The 15,668-nt window shown below is 71.4% G+C and carries 16 protein-coding genes; 8 read left to right on the forward strand and 8 right to left on the reverse strand.

Features of this window, described 5'->3' with window-relative positions; genetic code table 11:
• Nucleotides 1-161 precede the first annotated feature (161 nt).
• On the forward strand, nucleotides 162-1,010 hold the full coding sequence (locus ACZ51I_RS14370; RefSeq protein WP_468875329.1) for an aldo/keto reductase: 849 nt from the start codon (nucleotides 162-164) through the stop codon (nucleotides 1,008-1,010).
• Between the two features lie 37 nt (nucleotides 1,011-1,047).
• Here the strand turns inward: ACZ51I_RS14370 and ACZ51I_RS14375 are convergent, their stop codons facing one another.
• Nucleotides 1,048-1,623, reverse strand: coding sequence for a GNAT family N-acetyltransferase (locus ACZ51I_RS14375; RefSeq protein ID WP_468875331.1), 576 nt, complete (start codon nucleotides 1,621-1,623; stop codon nucleotides 1,048-1,050).
• 628 nt (nucleotides 1,624-2,251) lie between these two features.
• Between ACZ51I_RS14375 and ACZ51I_RS14380 the strand changes: the two genes are divergently transcribed.
• From ACZ51I_RS14380 to ACZ51I_RS14390, 3 genes are all read left to right on the forward strand, one after another.
• A complete protein-coding gene (locus ACZ51I_RS14380; RefSeq protein WP_468875334.1) occupies nucleotides 2,252-2,779 on the forward strand; it encodes a hypothetical protein in 528 nt (175 codons plus the stop codon).
• Between the two features lie 197 nt (nucleotides 2,780-2,976).
• The gene (locus ACZ51I_RS14385) at nucleotides 2,977-3,144 is read left to right on the forward strand and encodes a hypothetical protein (RefSeq protein WP_468875337.1); all 168 of its coding nucleotides are present in this window, start codon (nucleotides 2,977-2,979) and stop codon (nucleotides 3,142-3,144) included.
• Nucleotides 3,145-3,242: 98 nt separating this feature from the next.
• A complete protein-coding gene (locus ACZ51I_RS14390) occupies nucleotides 3,243-3,695 on the forward strand; it encodes a DUF5709 domain-containing protein (RefSeq protein WP_468875339.1) in 453 nt (150 codons plus the stop codon).
• 72 nt (nucleotides 3,696-3,767) lie between these two features.
• Here ACZ51I_RS14390 and ACZ51I_RS14395 read toward each other — a convergent pair whose 3' ends face one another.
• Nucleotides 3,768-4,919: a PucR family transcriptional regulator gene (locus ACZ51I_RS14395; RefSeq protein ID WP_468875342.1), complete on the reverse strand. Its 1,152-nt coding sequence runs from the start codon at nucleotides 4,917-4,919 to the stop codon at nucleotides 3,768-3,770.
• Between the two features lie 161 nt (nucleotides 4,920-5,080).
• Here ACZ51I_RS14395 and ACZ51I_RS14400 point away from each other — a divergent pair, with 161 nt between their 5' ends.
• Complete coding sequence (locus ACZ51I_RS14400; RefSeq protein ID WP_468875344.1) at nucleotides 5,081-6,568, forward strand: long-chain-fatty-acid--CoA ligase; 1,488 nt, start codon at nucleotides 5,081-5,083, stop codon at nucleotides 6,566-6,568.
• Nucleotides 6,569-6,650: 82 nt separating this feature from the next.
• Here the strand turns inward: ACZ51I_RS14400 and ACZ51I_RS14405 are convergent, their stop codons facing one another.
• Together ACZ51I_RS14405 and ACZ51I_RS14410 are read right to left on the reverse strand one after the other, a co-directional pair.
• The gene (locus ACZ51I_RS14405; RefSeq protein ID WP_468875347.1) at nucleotides 6,651-7,076 is read right to left on the reverse strand and encodes a tautomerase family protein; all 426 of its coding nucleotides are present in this window, start codon (nucleotides 7,074-7,076) and stop codon (nucleotides 6,651-6,653) included.
• 28 nt (nucleotides 7,077-7,104) lie between these two features.
• A complete protein-coding gene (locus ACZ51I_RS14410; RefSeq protein ID WP_468875349.1) occupies nucleotides 7,105-7,815 on the reverse strand; it encodes an SDR family oxidoreductase in 711 nt (236 codons plus the stop codon).
• An 81-nt stretch (nucleotides 7,816-7,896) separates the two neighbouring features.
• Between ACZ51I_RS14410 and ACZ51I_RS14415 the strand changes: the two genes are divergently transcribed.
• The gene (locus ACZ51I_RS14415) at nucleotides 7,897-8,385 is read left to right on the forward strand and encodes a winged helix-turn-helix transcriptional regulator (protein ID WP_468875352.1); all 489 of its coding nucleotides are present in this window, start codon (nucleotides 7,897-7,899) and stop codon (nucleotides 8,383-8,385) included.
• A 91-nt stretch (nucleotides 8,386-8,476) separates the two neighbouring features.
• Here ACZ51I_RS14415 and ACZ51I_RS14420 read toward each other — a convergent pair whose 3' ends face one another.
• The 4 genes from ACZ51I_RS14420 to ACZ51I_RS14435 form a co-directional block, all read right to left on the reverse strand.
• Nucleotides 8,477-9,688, reverse strand: coding sequence for a PucR-like N-terminal domain-containing protein (locus tag ACZ51I_RS14420; protein ID WP_468875354.1), 1,212 nt, complete (start codon nucleotides 9,686-9,688; stop codon nucleotides 8,477-8,479).
• Between the two features lie 214 nt (nucleotides 9,689-9,902).
• A complete protein-coding gene (locus ACZ51I_RS14425) occupies nucleotides 9,903-10,847 on the reverse strand; it encodes a hypothetical protein (RefSeq protein ID WP_468875357.1) in 945 nt (314 codons plus the stop codon).
• 92 nt (nucleotides 10,848-10,939) lie between these two features.
• On the reverse strand, nucleotides 10,940-12,574 hold the full coding sequence (locus ACZ51I_RS14430; protein WP_468875359.1) for a DUF6801 domain-containing protein: 1,635 nt from the start codon (nucleotides 12,572-12,574) through the stop codon (nucleotides 10,940-10,942).
• Between the two features lie 117 nt (nucleotides 12,575-12,691).
• Complete coding sequence (locus ACZ51I_RS14435; RefSeq protein ID WP_468875362.1) at nucleotides 12,692-13,321, reverse strand: hypothetical protein; 630 nt, start codon at nucleotides 13,319-13,321, stop codon at nucleotides 12,692-12,694.
• 573 nt (nucleotides 13,322-13,894) lie between these two features.
• Between ACZ51I_RS14435 and ACZ51I_RS14440 the strand changes: the two genes are divergently transcribed.
• Nucleotides 13,895-14,905 (forward strand): ABC transporter ATP-binding protein, encoded by a 1,011-nt coding sequence (locus tag ACZ51I_RS14440; protein ID WP_468875364.1) that lies wholly within the window; start codon nucleotides 13,895-13,897, stop codon nucleotides 14,903-14,905.
• Entirely contained in the window at nucleotides 14,902-15,666 is a 765-nt protein-coding gene (locus ACZ51I_RS14445; protein ID WP_468875367.1) for an MlaE family ABC transporter permease, read from the forward strand. Before ACZ51I_RS14440 ends, ACZ51I_RS14445 begins: the two co-directional genes overlap by 4 nt.
• Nucleotides 15,667-15,668 lie beyond the last annotated feature (2 nt).

Consider the following 15,668-nt stretch of genomic DNA (forward strand, 5'->3'; position numbering starts at 1 on the left):
ATGTGACGGCGGGACGGAGCACCTCTGCGGACCCACGGCGCTCCGACCTCGGGGGAGCCCGCCGGATGGTGGTGGCTGCGGACCGCGGCCACGATCAGAAGAGGAGAACCACCAGGCCCTTCCTCTTCGCAGAACGCACCCCTCTCTCGAACGGATGAACGATGCGGTACGTCACCCTGAACAACGGCGTCCGGATGCCCATCCTCGGCTTCGGCGTCTATCAGATCCCACCGGAGCAGACCGAGCGGGCCGTCACCGACGCCCTCGCCGCCGGCTACCGGCTCCTGGACACCGCCGCCGCGTACGGCAACGAGGACGCCGTGGGCCGCGCGATCAAGAACAGCGGCATCCCGCGCGGGGAACTCTTCGTCACCACCAAGCTCTGGGTCCAGGACGCCCCCGCCGAGGAGAACACCCGGCGCGCCTTCGAGACCTCCCTGGCCAAGCTCGGCCTCGACCGCATCGACCTCTACCTGATGCACCAGCCGTACGGAGACGTCTACGGCCAGTGGCGTGCGATGGAGGCCCTCGACCACGAGGGCCTGACGCGGGCGATCGGCGTGGCCAACTTCTACCCCGACCGGCTGATCGACCTGATCCTCAACAACGAGGTCACCCCCGCGGTCAACCAGATCGAGACCCACCCGTTCTTCCAGCGCGCCGACTACCAGGACCTGATGCGTGAGCGCGGCGTGCAGATCCAGTCCTGGGGCGGCTTCGCCGAGGGCAGGAACGACCTGTTCACCAACCCGCTCCTCGCCGGGATCGGCACGGAGTACGGCAAGTCCGTCGCCCAGGTCGTCCTGCGCTGGCTGACCCAGCGCGGCGTCGTCGCCATCCCCAAGTCCGTCCGCACCGAGCGCATGGCCGAGAACATCGACGTCTTCGACTTCGAGCTCACCGCCGGGCAGATGGCCGCCATCGCCACCCTCGACACCGGCACGAGCCTCTTCTTCGACCACCGCGACCCCGAGATGGTCGAGCGACTCGCGAAGCACCGCGTGACCTGACCCGGGGTGGGCACGTTTTCGATCCAGGACGGTCCCGTCAGCTCTGCTCGCGGAGGTCCAGCATGCAGAAGACCTTGTCGTAGCGGCGTTCGCCGACGGCGACGAAGCGGGGCAGGCGGCCGTACTCGGTGAAGCCGAGCGACCGGTAGAGGCGCAGGGCATGGGTGTTGTCGCCGCGGACGTCGAGGGTGAGGACCTCGATCCCGGCCTCCCGGGCGTCGGCGATCAGGGCGGCGGTCAACGCCCGGCCGACACCAAGACCTTGGGCAGCCGCGTCCACCGCGATCTTCTCGAGGTCGGCGTGTGGCCGATGGGTCGGGCGGGCGTAGCGGAGCCAGTATCCCAACCCGACAAGCCGACGGTCGAGGTACGCGACACGGAGGGCCCCGTCCCCGGCCTGCACGGCGTCGACGACGTGCTCCAGAAGCTCCGCCACCTCGTCGAGCGACGGCGGGTCGACCCAGCCGAGGGCGGCGCCCCCACCGACCAGGTCCGACAGGATCCGGTGGGCCGACTCGGCGAAGCGGTCCCGCAGAGCCGGATCGGCGGTCAGCGCTGCGGCGTCCACGATGGCGGGCTGAGCGGTCACGTCAGGGGGCAGGGCCGGCGTCATGATCACCAGCCTAGCGACCCCGGGTGACAGACGAACGCCCGGCCGGGCCCGTCCACGGCCCCCACTGCGGCGATCGACAGTGAGGCCCTGGCCGGCGTGGCCGGCGGGATTGCCCGGTCGCCAGGGAGCCCGTCCGGCCCGGGGAGGTCCGTCGTACCGGCCGCGTCGCCGTCGCGGTGGGCCCGGCCCGCGACGAAGGCCGGGTGGCCGGACCTGTTCCTCTCTCAGCCGGTGCGAAGGACCCGAAAGCGATCCGGCTCCAAGGGGTCCCGGTCGACGACTTGGACGGTGCCCACCCAGGCGTACGGGCGACCCGTCCGTGCCCCCGGCTCCGGACGGCGATACCGGCGTGTTCACCGGGGTCGCCTCTCCCCGGTGCTCGCGGTCGCGATCCGCCCGGATCGCGCGCCGCCGCGCACCGCGCCTCGCCGGGGCGGGTGCGCCCGGGTGACATGCCGGTCATTGGAACCACGCCCACCGCCGGTACGCAAGCGTTTGACGTGTTCGTCGCGCCGCCAGGCTGCCGTCGGGGAACTTCCCGAGCCCTTCACGCGTTCCGGAGGGCGACCTGATCGTTTGATGTGTGACGCGGCGGTGGCGTGCCGCCGTCGGGGGAAGTGGGCAACCCATGGCCATGGTCGGCCTGTTCTGGATCGCCGAGGGCGATGTGTACGTGGGCGCGAAGCCGTCCGGCCTGGCGCCCGGGGTACGCCTGACCCCCGACGGCGTCGTGGCCCTCGGCGAGGGACAGTCCGGCCTCCACCTGTGGGAGGACGTGCGCGCCCTGACGGTGGCGGACGTCCCCGTGAAATCCTTGAAGCGGCAGGTCGGACTGGTCACGGACGTGGCTCTGGACATGGTGATGAACCTGGCCATGACCGTGGGGCCCGGCCGGGTGGGCGAGGCCCCCCCGATGCTGACCCTGAGCGTGGCGAAGCACGACGGGGAGCACGAGCTGAAGGCCTACGTGGCCGCGGCGGTCGGCTACTCCCCGGTGGAGGCCGACCTCTCCCGCGCCCTCCTCTCCCGCTTGACGGAGGGCGCCGCGACGATGGCCACGACACTCGCGGCCATGTCGGAGTGGGGCCGCGCATGGGAGGGCGGCTCGCCTCGCGCGGCGCAGCGGGAGGATCTGCTGCGGCAGTGGATGAGCTAGGGAGCATCCGGAAAGTACCGCCTGGCCTCCCGGCGTACGGCGCTGCCTTCCGGACACGCCCCGGGGCCTTCTGGCGGACGGGTTGCGCTCGCCCCGCAGGCGCGGACCATGGAATGAGAGCAGGGATTCGACGCCTGTCGAGGTGCCCGCCGACCGCGCGCGGACCCATCGACCGCACTCCCCACGCAGGAGGCGCCATGACCGAACCCGACGACCCACTCGGCTACTGGACGGGTCGGCTGCTCCGGCTCGGCGTCGGCATTTCCCCCGAGGACGCCCGGAGATTCGTACACGACCTGTACGCGAAGGCTCAGGCCGACCTCGACGACGACCGGGCGAAGGCCGACTTCGAGCGGGAGGAGTGAACCCGGCGGGGTGAGACGCGACGGACCTGGGTACGGACGCCGGCGCCGCGGCACGAGCAGCCGCGCCACGAATTCCGGCCGAAGGAACGGAGTTCCCCATGACCGAGGCGGAAGCGTGGGGCGACGACGTCTACCAGCCCGACGGCAGCGAGGTCCAGGACGACGTGGGCGTCCTGGACTACGAGGACACCCTCGACGGGTTCGAGGGCGACCCGCTCGACGCGGGGTACTCGCCGCCGGAGCGCCCCCTCGGGGCCGAGCACACGGGGGTGACCGCGGCCGAGCGGCAGGGTGGCGAAACCCTTGACGAGCGCCTGGCGGAGGAAGAGCCCGACCTCGCCGTTCCCGACGGCGACGGCCTCGGCGACACGACGGACACCGACGGGGAGCTCGTGGACGACCAGGTCGGCGGCCGTCGCGCCGGTCGCCTGATGGCCGAGGACGAGGGTCTGGGCCCGGTGAGGTCGGAGCTGAACGCGCGGGACCTCGGCATCGACGGCGGCGCCGCGTCCGCCGAGGAAGCCGCCATGCACGTCATCGACGAGGAATGACGTCCTCGGCTCACAGGTGCGTCCGTCCTACGTCGCAAGCGCGGGGGATGCTCCGTACCTTTCGGGGAACCCTCAGCCCGCCGCCGGATTGCGGACCGCCAGGAGGGCCGTGCCGATGTCCGCCGCCGCCCGGGGATCGGAGAGGGAGCGGCCCGTCAGCTCCTCCACGCGGCGCAAGCGGTAGCGGACGGTGTTGGGGTGGACGAACAGGCTCCGCGCCGCGGCGGCGGCCGAACCGGCGGCGGCGAACCAGTGCTCCAGAGTGCTCAGCAGCCGGGATCGCTCCCCGGCCGGAAGATCGAGCACCGGCCGCAGCACCACCTCCATCAGGTGCGCGGCCTCGGCCGGAGCCGCCGCGACGACCATGGCCAGCGGATTGTCGTCGAAACGGGCTACACCCGCGCCGGTGCCCGCGAGCCCGGCCAGGGCGAGACGGGCGAAGCGCAGAGCCCGAGGCGTGTCCCGTAGCGAGGGAAAGCACGGACTGAAGCCCACCCGCGCGCGGGTACGGCGGAGGATGCGCAGGCACGTGGCCTCCGCCGTCGCCGTGGGCAGAGCGATCAGGGCGAGCTGCTCGTCCGGCAGGAGTCTCCAGGCCGACGGAAGGTTCGCCTGCCGCAGTGCCGCCTCCGCCCCGATGAGGGGCTCCTCGCCGGGAGCGCCTGCCCTCGCCGCGGCGACGGCGTAGGGCCCGTGCTCGGGCAGCTCCAGCTCGCGGGCGGCCTCCCACAGCGTGCGGTCGGTCACGATGCCGGTGAACAACGCCTCCACCAGGGCGGAGCGCCGCGCCTGTCCCTGCGCCGTGAGTTCCGCCGCCGCCTCCCGGTACGCCACGGCCACCGCCTCCGCGTACAGACCGGACAACGCCCAGAACTCCGTCGACTCCGTCAGCAGCAGATCGCCGGAGACCTCGGGACGCGTGCGGGCCTCGGCGAGGATCTCCGTCCACAACAGTTGCGAGCCGATCCGGTACGCGTGCAGGGTGTCGGCCAGCGGAACCCCCTGCTCCGCGCGGAGCCGTCCGGTCTCCCGGGCCGAGCTCGCGTCCGGAGCACCCCCGAGGCGGAGATGGGTCAGGATGAGGCGCGCGTTGGCGGTGCAGGAGCGGCGCAGGGAGTCCAGGGAGATGAGCGACTCGTCCGTGTAGGCCTCGACGTCCGCGCGGATGAGCAGCGCCATGCGCTCGCCCAGTTCCGGGAGCCTTGCCTGAAGCGCTGCCGCCACACCCGAGAGGATCATCCGCGCAGCCTAACGCGGTCATATTGTGACCAGGGACAATCCAGGAGGCCGCGCGTTGTCACGGCGGCCATAGGCCGTGGCCGCGCACGGCTGCAAGATGCCGACGATGTAAGCAATCGGCGAATTCCGTGTAACGGAGGCGGGTCATGGCCAATCTGGCAGGGTTCCTCGTGGAGACGGCGGGGCGGCAGCCCGAGCGCCCCGCGCTGCGCCTGGGGGAACAGGTCATCACGTACGGGGAGCTGGACGAGCGCAGTGCCCGCGCCGCCGCCCTGCTCAGGTCCGAGGGCGTACGGCCCGGGGACCGCGTCGCCCTGATGCTGCCGAACGTTCCCGAGTTCGTCGTGCTGTACTACGGCGCCCTGCGCGCCGGAGCGGTCGTCGTTCCCATGAACCCGCTCCTGAAGACCCGCGAGACGGAGTTCCACCTCGCCGACTCCGGCGCCGTCCGCCTCTTCGAGTGGCACCAGGCGCCGGGCGAGGGTGCGCAGGGCGCCGCCGCCGCGGGAGTACGGCACACGGCCGTCGAGCCCGCGAGGTTCGCGGCCACGCTGGCCGGGCACGAGCCGCTGCCCGAGGTCGCCGCCACGGACGACGAGGACACGGCCGTCCTGCTGTACACCTCCGGCACCACAGGCCGCCCCAAGGGCGCCGTCCTCTCCCATGCGGGACTGCGGCACAACACCGAGGTCAACAGCGTCCACATCCAGCGGATGACCGCCGAGGACGTGGTGGTGGGCTGCCTGCCGCTGTTCCACATCTTCGGGCAGATCTGCACCATGAGCGCGGCCGTCCGCAGCGGCGCCTCCCTCGTCCTGATCCCGCGCTTCGACCCCGGAGCCGTCCTGGAGGCCGTCGCCCGCGAGCGGGCCACCGTCTTCGAGGGCGTACCGACCATGTACGCGGCGCTGCTCCAGCACCCGTCGGAGGCGGACGTGTCGACGCTGCGGATGTGCATATCCGGCGGCGCCTCGCTGCCGGTGGAGATCCTGCACGGCTTCGAGCGGCGGTTCGGCTGTCCGGTCCTGGAGGGCTTCGGCATGTCCGAGACCAGCCCGGTCGTCACCTTCAACCACCCCGACCGGCCCCGGAAGGCCGGCTCCATCGGCACCCCCATCCGGGACGTCGAGGTGCGGCTGCTCGACGACGAGGGCCAGGACGTCGCCGAGGGGGAGATCGGTGAGCTGGCCGTCCGCGGGCCGAACCTGATGAAGGGGTACTGGAACCGGCCGGAGGAGACGGAGGCCGCCATCCCCGACGGCTGGCTCCGCACCGGCGACCTCGCCCGCGCCGACGAGGACGGCTACCTCTACATCGTCGACCGCAAGAAGGACATGATCATCCGCGGCGGTTACAACGTCTACCCGCGCGAGATCGAGGAGGTCCTCCACGAGCACCCGGCCGTCGCCCTCGCCGCGGTCGTGGGGATGCCGCATCCCGAGCTCGGCGAGGAGGTCGCGGCCGCGGTCGTGCTCCGCCCCGCCGCACAGGCCACCCCCGAGGAACTGCGGGAGTACGTCAAGGACCGCGTGGCGGCCTACAAGTACCCGCGCCGGGTGTGGCTCGCGGACGCGCTGCCGCTCGGGCCCAGCGGCAAGATCCTCAAGCGGGAGATCACCGTACCCGCGGGGTGAGGGCCCGGCGGCCGCTCGACGGGGCCGGAGCGCGTTCGGCGGGGCCCGGCCATCGCTCGGCCGGGCCCCGCGATCGCTCGAATCAGTAGGGGGTCGCCGCGTTCTGCTCCGCCCACTGCCGTTCGGTGTCGGAGCCGCCCGGGGGAGGCACGAGCCCGTTGATCATCCAGAGTTCCTCGCTGGTCTCGTCGACGTGGAACTCCCAGTGGAGCCCGGCGTGCCGTTCGAGGTGGGGGCGGAGCATCTCCCGGATCCAGCGGGCGGTCCTGCGCCTGCTGTCCTGGTCGGGATTGCGCCGGGCGATGTGGTCGATGGTGATGCGGACCCCGAGCGGGGTGGGCTCCCCGCTGACGTAGAAGTCCTCGGGCGGGGTCTCGTGGAACAGGGTGATCACGTAGAAGCGGGGCAGGCCCACCTTCTCGTAATGGTCCGCGATGGATGAGGCGAGCCGGTGCTTCTCCTCGGCGGAGAAGATGCCGGGCGTGTGGTGGACGGTCCACAGGGGCATGGCGGTTCGTCGTTCCTCTCTCGGGGTTTCAGCCGGCGGCCGGGATGGTGAGCTGCTCCACGGGTCCGGACAGTGCGGCCTTGACGGCGATGCTGACGTCGTCGGCGAGCACCTCCACGTCACCGGCCTCCAGGCCGTCGACGATCCGCGCGGCCACGTCGGCGGGCTTCGCCTTGCTGCGGTCGATGGCGGAGACCATGTCCGTGTCGATGAATCCGGCGTGCACGCCGACGACGTGCGTGTGCTGCGGCGCGAGCTCGAGCCGGAGCGAGTTCGTGAGCGACCAGGCCGCCGCCTTGGAGGCCCCGTACGCCCCGCTGCCCGCCAGCCACGACAGGACGGAGTGCATGGTCACCAGCGCACCGCCGCCGTTCGCCGCCAGGACCGGAGCGAACGCCCGCGCCACGCGCAACGGCCCGAAGACGTTCACGTCGAACGTTTCGGCCGCCCGCTCGATGTCGCCGGTGAGCAGAGGGGCGGGGAACAGGACCCCGGCGTTGTTGAACACGATCTCCGCGTCCGAGGCGAGCTCCGCGAGGGCGGCGACCGACTCGGCCGAGCGGACCTCCAGCGCGACGGGCACCACCCGGGGACGCTCGTCGGCGTACGCCGAGCGGCCGGTGGAGTACACCTTGCTCGCCCCGCGCGCCAGCACCTCGTCCACCAGCGCGGCGCCGAGTCCTCGCCGCCCGCCGGTCACCACGACCACCTTGCCCGCCACCGCGACCACAGCACTCACTCCCCATCTGAATAACGACCTCGTTAGTCAGATGAGAGCACGTAGAGGCTAAGTAACGCAAGCATTAGTTACCATGGGTGGATGGCGATGAGGTTCGAGAAGCGTTTGAGTGACCGGGACGCGTGGTCGATCGGCGACGGGTGCTCCGCCGGACGGGTGCTCGACCTGCTCAGCACCCGGACGGTCTTCATGGTCGTACGGGAGTGCTTCTACGGCACGACCCGCTTCGAGGACTTCGTCACGAGGATCGGCACCTCCGCGCCCTCTGTCTCCCGCGCGCTCAAGCAGCTGGAGTCGGCCGGGGTCGTGGCGCGCACTCCCTACCAGGAGCCGGGGCAGCGGGCGCGCGACGAGTACCGGCTGACCGGGGCCGGCGAGGACCTGCTGCCCGTCTTCCTGTCGCTGGTCCGGTGGGGCGACACGTACCTCCAGGACGGCCGGCCGCCGCTGGCCTTCGTCGAAGCCGACAGCGGCCGCCCGGTCCACGTCCGCGTGACCGCCGACGAGGCGCCGGACCCGTCCTCCGACGACATCGAGATCCGCCTGCACCCCGACTGGCGACGCGACTGACGCCCGCGTGCGGGGAGGCGTACGCGGCTCGGTCCGCCCGCACTCCCCGGCGGTCCAGCCCGCCCGCCCACCCCCCCGGGCTGTACGCGGCTCAGTCCGCCCGCTTCCTGCCGTGGAGGTGGAGCGAGCGCAGGGCCGCCTCGAGGGCGAACCGGTGGTCGGGATCGAGGAGCCGGTCGCCGAAGTGGTTGTCCAGGTTCCGCAGCCGGTAGCGCACGGTCTGGGCGTGCACGCCCAGCATCTCGCCCACCTGCTCGGCGGGGGCGCGCGTCGAGATGTGGACGCGCAGGGTCTCGATCAGCCGCTCCCGCCGGGTGCCGGACAGCTCGTCGAGCGGGGCCAGTTCACGCGCGGCGAGATGGGCCGTGAGGGCCGGATCGGACAGCAGCCACAACGTTGTCAGGTGCTCCTCGCAGCGCACGAGGGGGGCGTTCGCCACGACGCCGTCGTCGATGAGCTGCAGGACGCGCCGCGCCCAGCGGATCGAGTGCGCGGCCTGCACCGGAGGCACGGTCAGACCGATGACGGCGGGGGTGCCGGCCAGGGCGGATTCGAGCATCGTGAGCCGCTGTGGGGTGAGGGGGCCGGGGATGAGCAGGTGCGGCTGGGGGAGGGTCAGGTCGGCCAGCACGTCCCGGTCGAGCCCGGCCTGGACGAGCTCGGCGACCGGGGGGCGGAGCGCCACCAGGGTGCACTCGGACGGCAGTTGCCAGGACGCCTCCTCGCACAGCTCGGCGATCGTCGCCCGGGGCAGCGGCGGCCCCGCGACGACGAGGTGCAGTAACTGCCTTCTCCGCGCCGCCACGTCGGACACGGCACGGGCCTGGGCCATGACGTAGCCCTCGCGTGAGAGGGCTTCGAGCTCCTCGACGTAGGCGAAGAGGGCGTCCGCGAAGGCCAGGATCAGCGTGGGGGAGAGGTTGTAGGTGCGGCCGATGCTCTTGGCCCGGCGCAGCGCGATGCGCGCCCCGAGGCGGAAGGCGCCCTGCAGGCATCCGAGGTCCCGGCCCTCGTAGGCCTCCACGCGACCGAACTTGCGCAGCAGCTCGTCCCGGAGGGCCGACTGCGTCCCCGGGGCGGCGACCCGTTCTACGAAGGCCGCCAGGGCCTGTTCCACGCCCTGGCGGATGCCGTCCGAGTGCGGTCCGTTGAAGAGGTGCGCGTACACGGGGTAGGCCCGCTGGACCTCCATGCCGATCTCTTTGATCAGGCCCGGGATCTCCGGCCTCATCAGGTCGGCGAACTCCCTGGGGAGCGGGTCGAGCGGCTCGCCGATGTTCGGTGACTGTGCGGTTGCGGGCATGGACCGATCCCTTGCTCTCCTGCGCGACCGGTGGGGAGCGGCGGTGCGGCGCCCTCCCTGGGTGGTGGGGCGCCGCAACGGCCGTCAGGTGCGTACCAACGGGACTGTCGAAGCTAGGTCAACTGCTCTGTGCTGTACACAACTTGCACAGGAGTTGGCGTCCCGCGAGCCCGTGTGCCGCCCGAGTCGGCCGGGAATCGCCCCTGGGTGGCCGTTACCTGACGGCCGAGTGCCAGTTCTTCGAGAACACCGTGCCGGCGTCGGGGGCGACGACACCGGGGGCGTACAGGCCGGTGAGGTAGGTCTGGGTGTTGTCGAGCGTGATGCTGTTCTTGCCGGCGGCCGAGGGCAGTCCGGTCTTGAGGTTGACGGCGCCGTCGATGATGCCGAAGAGCCCCAGTCCGCAGCCGCTGGCGCCGGGGACCGCGAACGTCCTGTCGACCTGGGTGGAGCCGAGGATGTTCAGGCGGCTCATGTCGCCCTCCTCGTTCGGGGAGCCGTCGCCGTTGTAGCGCTCGACGGAGAAGTCGGGGGAGGTGAGGTTGCTCGGGCGCAGCACGATCGGGTTGGACTTCGTGCCGATGTAGCAGTTGCTGCCCAGGAACGGGTTCTGGAGGTGGATGCGGACCGGGATCCTCACGATCGGCATGTCGGTGAGGACGCCCGCGATCTGGTCGAACTCCGAGGGTGTGCCGACCGATTCCACGGTGGCGGTGATCTTGTTGAGCTTGGCGTCCGAGAGCTGTCGGCAGATGTCGGTGATGAACGGGATGTCGCTCGGACACATGAGTCCGAACAGACCGCCGGGGACCGTGGCGCTGTCCGCGATCAGGGAGCCGGCGGGCGGCGGGACGACGCTGTTGGTGCCGTCGGCGTGCTGGATCACGCCGATCTGGAGGTTCGTCCTGCCGGTGACGACGGTCGTGTTGCCGAGCTTGATGGAGCCGCTCGCGGAGGAGGACGACACGCACTGCGGCGCCTTGTCGAGACCGTCCGAGGCGAGCATCGCCGGGGCGTCGACGGGACAGCGGTCGAACGGCGCCCAGCCGCCGTTCAGCTGCGGAGTGGCCGCGGTCGCCGTGCCGACCGAGACGAAGGCGCCGAGTGCCGTGAGGGCGGAGAGGGCGGCGAGGCGCGTGCGGGAGGAGGCGAGGGGCATGGCGGATGCCTTTCGTTGAGGGGAACGAGGGAGAGCGGTGGGGCGGGCGCGCCGAGGGGAACGAGGGAGAGCGGTGGGGCGGGCGCGCCGGTTCAGCGTTCGGGCTTCGGGATCACCAGGGGCTGGCGGTCCTCGGTGCACTGGCCCTCGGGCGGCACCTCGACGCCCGCGGAGCAGGTCTGGCCCTGGATCTGCCTGATGTGGTTGCCGGGGCCGGAGATGGACGCGGTGAGGAGCCGGTCGAGGTTCTCGCCACCGGTCCCGCAGCCCTTGAAGGCGGGGATGGTCACCTCGCCGGTGAGCGGGCCCCCGCTGGTGAGGACGTAGCCGGTGGCGTCGGTGCCGTTGAGGAGCTGCCCCTTGCCGAGGAGGACGAGGTGGTCGCCCGGGAACTTGGCGGGGTCGGGCTCGGGGGAGGTGAGCGGCCTCTCCGTACGGCAGGAAGGGCCCACGTCGAGTCGGGTGCCATTGACCCGGACGTCGAGGACGCGCAGCACGAAGGGGGCGCGGACGTAGGTCTCGGCGATGTTGTCGGGGAAGACGAGGAGGATGTCCGACGCGACGGTCATGGGCCCCGTCTGCTCCAGGACCATCGTCGCCGTGGCCGGTGCGAAGTCGAAGGTCAGGAAGGTGGACGTGAAGGGCGGGGACTGCTTGCGCCCCTGGTAGGAGAGGGCGCCGTCGGACGTCTGTACGAGGTGCAGGGTGCCGTCCTCCCGGAACTCGATCTCCGGCGTGCCCTGCTCGATGAGCACGCAGGACACCGGGATGAGCGAGGCGCCGTTCAGCTTGCGCACATTGGCGTAGCCGGTGATGTACGTGGTGAGCGTCGTGGGCGTCGGCTCGTCCTTGCGGCAGGGCGGCGCGGAGGGTCGGCCCGGCGGGGCGGCGCCGGAGGGGTCCGCGTCGGCCGTCCGGGGACCGCCGACCGCCCGGGGACCGGCCACCGGGTCCTTCGAAGCACCGTTCGTCCCGGCCCCCGAGGGCTCCCGCTCCGTCGGGGCCGACGGCACGGGGAAGGGGGACGGGGAGGAAGGGGACGAAGGGGAGGCAGAGGAAGGGGCGGTCGACGGCGTCGGGGACGCGCTCGGCTCTTCCGTGACGGCGCCGATGGGCACGGTGGCGAGCAGCCGGCCGCCCTGCGCGTCCGGGTCGGGCACGCAGGCGAGGGAGAGCGCGGCGGGAGTGGTGGCCGCCCCGTCGGCCGTGCTGGGGGCGAGGTCGACGGCGAGTCCCTCGGCGGTGAGGGTCAGATCGCCGGCGCTGTCCGTGGTCAGGGTCGGGACGTCACCGGTCGTGGTGAACGTGAGAGCGCCCTCCGCGGGTACGGCGACGGGCTCCGTCGTACCGCGCCAGACCGCTTCCGTGCGCTGTCCGTTCTGGGCCGCGCCGACCGTGAGGCGCGTCTCCGCCCGTACGGTGGCCGCGGTGAGCGAGAGCAGGTCGGCCACGGCCGCGGCCGGGAGCTCCACCGCCGTGCTGACGTCAACCGCCCCTACCGCCTCGCCGACGGCGGCCCGGTCGGGGAGGGTCGCCGAGATCCGTACGGTCGCGTGCTGCGGCCCCGAGGGCATGGTGCAGACGAAGGGCAGCGCGGCGTCGACCTTGAGCGTTCCCGCGGCGACGGCCGCCGCCGGGAGCAGGGGGGCGAGCGCCACGAACGCGGCGATCGTCGCGCCGCGCACGCGGGCGCGGGAGGATCGAGGGGTGGGCGCTTGGCCTCTCATCGGGTGCTCCGCTCGGGGTCGTTCGTACGCCGGCGGGGGAGGCCGCCGGCGAGGGCGCGGACAGCCCGCGTCCGCCCGGCCGGGGTCGCCGGCCGGGCGGACGCGGGTCCGGCGTCCTTACGGGTTGGAACCGACGATCGTCGGGATGACGGCGCCCGCCTTCACGAGGTAGGTGCCCTTGAAGGTCGGCTTGGCGCCGACCGGGACGGCGGAGCCGCAGTTGGTCGACGAGACGACGGTGAGCTCGCCCGCGACGCTGTTGACGGCCAGCGCGCCCGTCGAGTTGGTGTACGTGCCGGAGGCCTTGCCCGTCACGCGGAAGACACAGGCGCCGACGGTCACCTTGGCGTCGACGTTGCCGACGTAGCCCTTGGTGACGCCGGTCGCCGCGGTGTAGTCCTGCGCCACGACCGTCCACGGGGTGGTCGCGACCGCACTCACATTGCCGAGCACGCTGGTGCAGGGCGCGCCCGTGGCGCCGAAGGCGATGGCGCTGATGGAGGCGACCGTGGCGGGGTTGCCCGTGGCGCTCGCCATCGTGCCCGAGGCGTTCGACTTCGTACACGTCATGGCGATGCCGTTGACGCTCAGGACGATGTTCCCGCTGTTGACCGCGGTGAAGCTGGCCGGCGACGGGTTGACGGTCCAGACCGTGGAGGCCACCGCCGAGGCGGGGCTCACGGCCAGGGCGAACGCGGCCGAGGCGGTTCCGGCGACGACGGCGAGGTTTCTGATGGGCTTCTTCATGGCTCTGGGACTCTCCTTGGGGATTGACCGGCAGAGGGTGGCCGCGGTGGGGGTCGAGCGGCCGGCGGCCCGACATTTCCCGGCCGCGAAACCAGACGTTACTTGCGGGAAACTTAGCTGAACAATGGCGGAGTCCAAGATTCTTTGGATATGCCCCATTGCCTGTCAAGTGGGTGAGCGGTGGGGAGAATCCCCTTGGTTCCGGGGTGCGCAATGTCGACAATTCTGATCGATCGCCGGGGCCTCCGGCTGCTCTCTCGGGTGATAAGAAGCGAAGCGGAACTGTCTCCTGCCTGATAAATGCACCGCTGCTCGACTCCGTCCCCGGAAAACTCGGAATCCGCTATTGCCGCGAGAGGTTACTCGGCCGTAGCGTTCCCGGGGCGGCGCACCGTCGCAGGTCGGCGCAGCTCTGTGTCTCCACGGAGACAAGTGCCGACCCCGACCTTGTCTCCGCGGTGACAAATACGGGAGCGGATCAAGAAAAGTGACACCCGCCTATTGTCCGGATGATCCGGACCGACTTACCGTGCGCCCGCGGCGCACACCCGACGCACGCTTGCTGGAGGTGGGATGGGAATCGAAGTAGTCGTTGAGGGTCTGACCATGTCCTTTGGCAAGCAGAACATCTGGCAGGACGTGTCGCTGACCCTGCCGGCCGGAGAGGTCAGCGTCATGCTCGGCCCTTCCGGAACCGGGAAGACCGTATTCCTGAAATCACTCATCGGACTCCTGAAGCCCCAGCAGGGCCGCGTCCTCATCAACGGCGTCGACATGGTCAGCAGCCCCGAACGGGACATCTACGAGACCCGGAAGCTCTTCGGCCTCATGTTCCAGGACGGCGCCCTGTTCGGCTCCATGAGCCTCTTCGACAACATCGCCTTCCCGCTGCGCGAGCACACCCGCAAGCGGGAGTCCGAGATCCGGCGCATCGTCATGGAGCGCATCGAACTCGTCGGTCTGCTGGGCGCGGAGGGCAAGCTGCCGGGCGAGATCAGCGGAGGCATGCGCAAACGCGCCGGGCTGGCCCGCGCCCTCGTGCTCGACCCGCAGATCGTGCTGTGCGACGAACCGGACTCCGGTCTCGACCCCGTCCGCACCGCCTACCTCTCCCAGCTGCTGATCGACCTCAACGCGCGGATCGACGCGACGATGCTGATCGTCACCCACAACCTCGACATCGCCGCCACCGTCCCCGACAACATGGGGATGTTCTTCCGGCGCAGGCTCGTCACCTTCGGCCCCCGCGAGGTGCTCCTCACCAGCGACGAACCGGTCGTGACCCAGTTCCTCGCCGGCCGCCGCGAAGGCCCCATCGGCATGTCCGAGGAGAAGGACGCCGCCCTGCTCGCCGCCGAGGCCGGCAACCCCGCCGGCCACCCGGCGACGCCCCGCGTCATCGTCCCCCAACTGGAACCCTCGCCCGGCCTGCCGCCCCGGGCGGCCGTCACCCGGCGGCGCGAGCGCGTCCTCGGCATGCTCGACCGACTGCCGCCCGCCGCCCGCACCGCGATCCGCGACACCTACGCGCACGGCGCCGCGGCGCCCACCCTCACGCTGCCGGTCACCGGGAGCGGCTCGTGATCACCGGTGCGCTGCGGCAGACCGGCCGCCTCTTCACCCTCGCCGCCGAGGTGAGCCGGGCCGTCTTCCGGCGGCCCTTCCAGTTCCGGGAGTTCATCGAACAGTTCTGGTTCGTCGCGAGCGTCACCATCCTGCCGGCCGCGCTCGTCTCCATTCCGTTCGGCGCCGTCATCGCCCTCCAGGTCGGCTCGCTCACCCAGCAGCTGGGGGCCCAGTCGTTCACCGGCGGCGCCAGCGTCCTCGCCGTCATCCAGCAGGCCAGCCCCCTCATCGTGGCCCTCCTGATCGCCGGCGCCGGCGGCTCCGCCATCTGCGCCGACCTCGGCTCGCGCAAGATCCGGGAGGAGCTCGACGCCATGGAGGTCATGGGCGTCTCGCCCGTCCAGCGACTGGTCGTCCCGCGCGTCCTCGCCACCATGGCGGTCGCCGTGCTCCTCAACGGCATGGTCTCCGTCGTCGGCACGCTGGGCGGCTACTTCTTCAACATCGTCCTCCAGGGCGGCACCCCCGGCGCGTACCTCTCCAGCTTCTCCGCCCTCGCCCAGCTGCCCGACCTCTACATCAGCGAACTCAAGGCCCTCGTCTTCGGGTTCATCGCCGGCATCGTCGCCGCCTACCGGGGACTGAACCCCCGCGGCGGCCCCAAGGGGGTCGGCGACGCCGTCAACCAGTCCGTCGTCATCACCTTCATGCTGCTGTTCTTCGTGAACATGGTCCTCACGGGCATCTACCTGCAGATCGTCCCGCCGAAGGGAGGCTGAGA

The organism is Streptomyces sp. NPDC034084 (genome assembly GCF_055575535.1).

Excerpts from the sequence above, each read along its gene's own strand:
- ACZ51I_RS14425 (WP_468875357.1), bottom strand. The coding sequence starts at position 10,847 with ATGCCCCTCGCCTCCTCCCGCACGCGCCTCGCCGCCCTCTCCGCCCTC.
- ACZ51I_RS14370 (WP_468875329.1), top strand. The coding sequence starts at position 162 with ATGCGGTACGTCACCCTGAACAACGGCGTCCGGATGCCCATCCTCGGC.
- ACZ51I_RS14390 (WP_468875339.1), top strand. The coding sequence starts at position 3,243 with ATGACCGAGGCGGAAGCGTGGGGCGACGACGTCTACCAGCCCGACGGC.
- ACZ51I_RS14385 (WP_468875337.1), top strand. The coding sequence starts at position 2,977 with ATGACCGAACCCGACGACCCACTCGGCTACTGGACGGGTCGGCTGCTC.
- ACZ51I_RS14440 (WP_468875364.1), top strand. The coding sequence starts at position 13,895 with ATGGGAATCGAAGTAGTCGTTGAGGGTCTGACCATGTCCTTTGGCAAG.
- ACZ51I_RS14420 (WP_468875354.1), bottom strand. The coding sequence starts at position 9,688 with ATGCCCGCAACCGCACAGTCACCGAACATCGGCGAGCCGCTCGACCCG.
- ACZ51I_RS14405 (WP_468875347.1), bottom strand. The coding sequence starts at position 7,076 with ATGCCCCTGTGGACCGTCCACCACACGCCCGGCATCTTCTCCGCCGAG.
- ACZ51I_RS14430 (WP_468875359.1), bottom strand. The coding sequence starts at position 12,574 with ATGAGAGGCCAAGCGCCCACCCCTCGATCCTCCCGCGCCCGCGTGCGC.
- ACZ51I_RS14380 (WP_468875334.1), top strand. The coding sequence starts at position 2,252 with ATGGCCATGGTCGGCCTGTTCTGGATCGCCGAGGGCGATGTGTACGTG.
- ACZ51I_RS14375 (WP_468875331.1), bottom strand. The coding sequence starts at position 1,623 with ATGACGCCGGCCCTGCCCCCTGACGTGACCGCTCAGCCCGCCATCGTG.
- ACZ51I_RS14415 (WP_468875352.1), top strand. The coding sequence starts at position 7,897 with ATGGCGATGAGGTTCGAGAAGCGTTTGAGTGACCGGGACGCGTGGTCG.
- ACZ51I_RS14435 (WP_468875362.1), bottom strand. The coding sequence starts at position 13,321 with ATGAAGAAGCCCATCAGAAACCTCGCCGTCGTCGCCGGAACCGCCTCG.
- ACZ51I_RS14400 (WP_468875344.1), top strand. The coding sequence starts at position 5,081 with ATGGCCAATCTGGCAGGGTTCCTCGTGGAGACGGCGGGGCGGCAGCCC.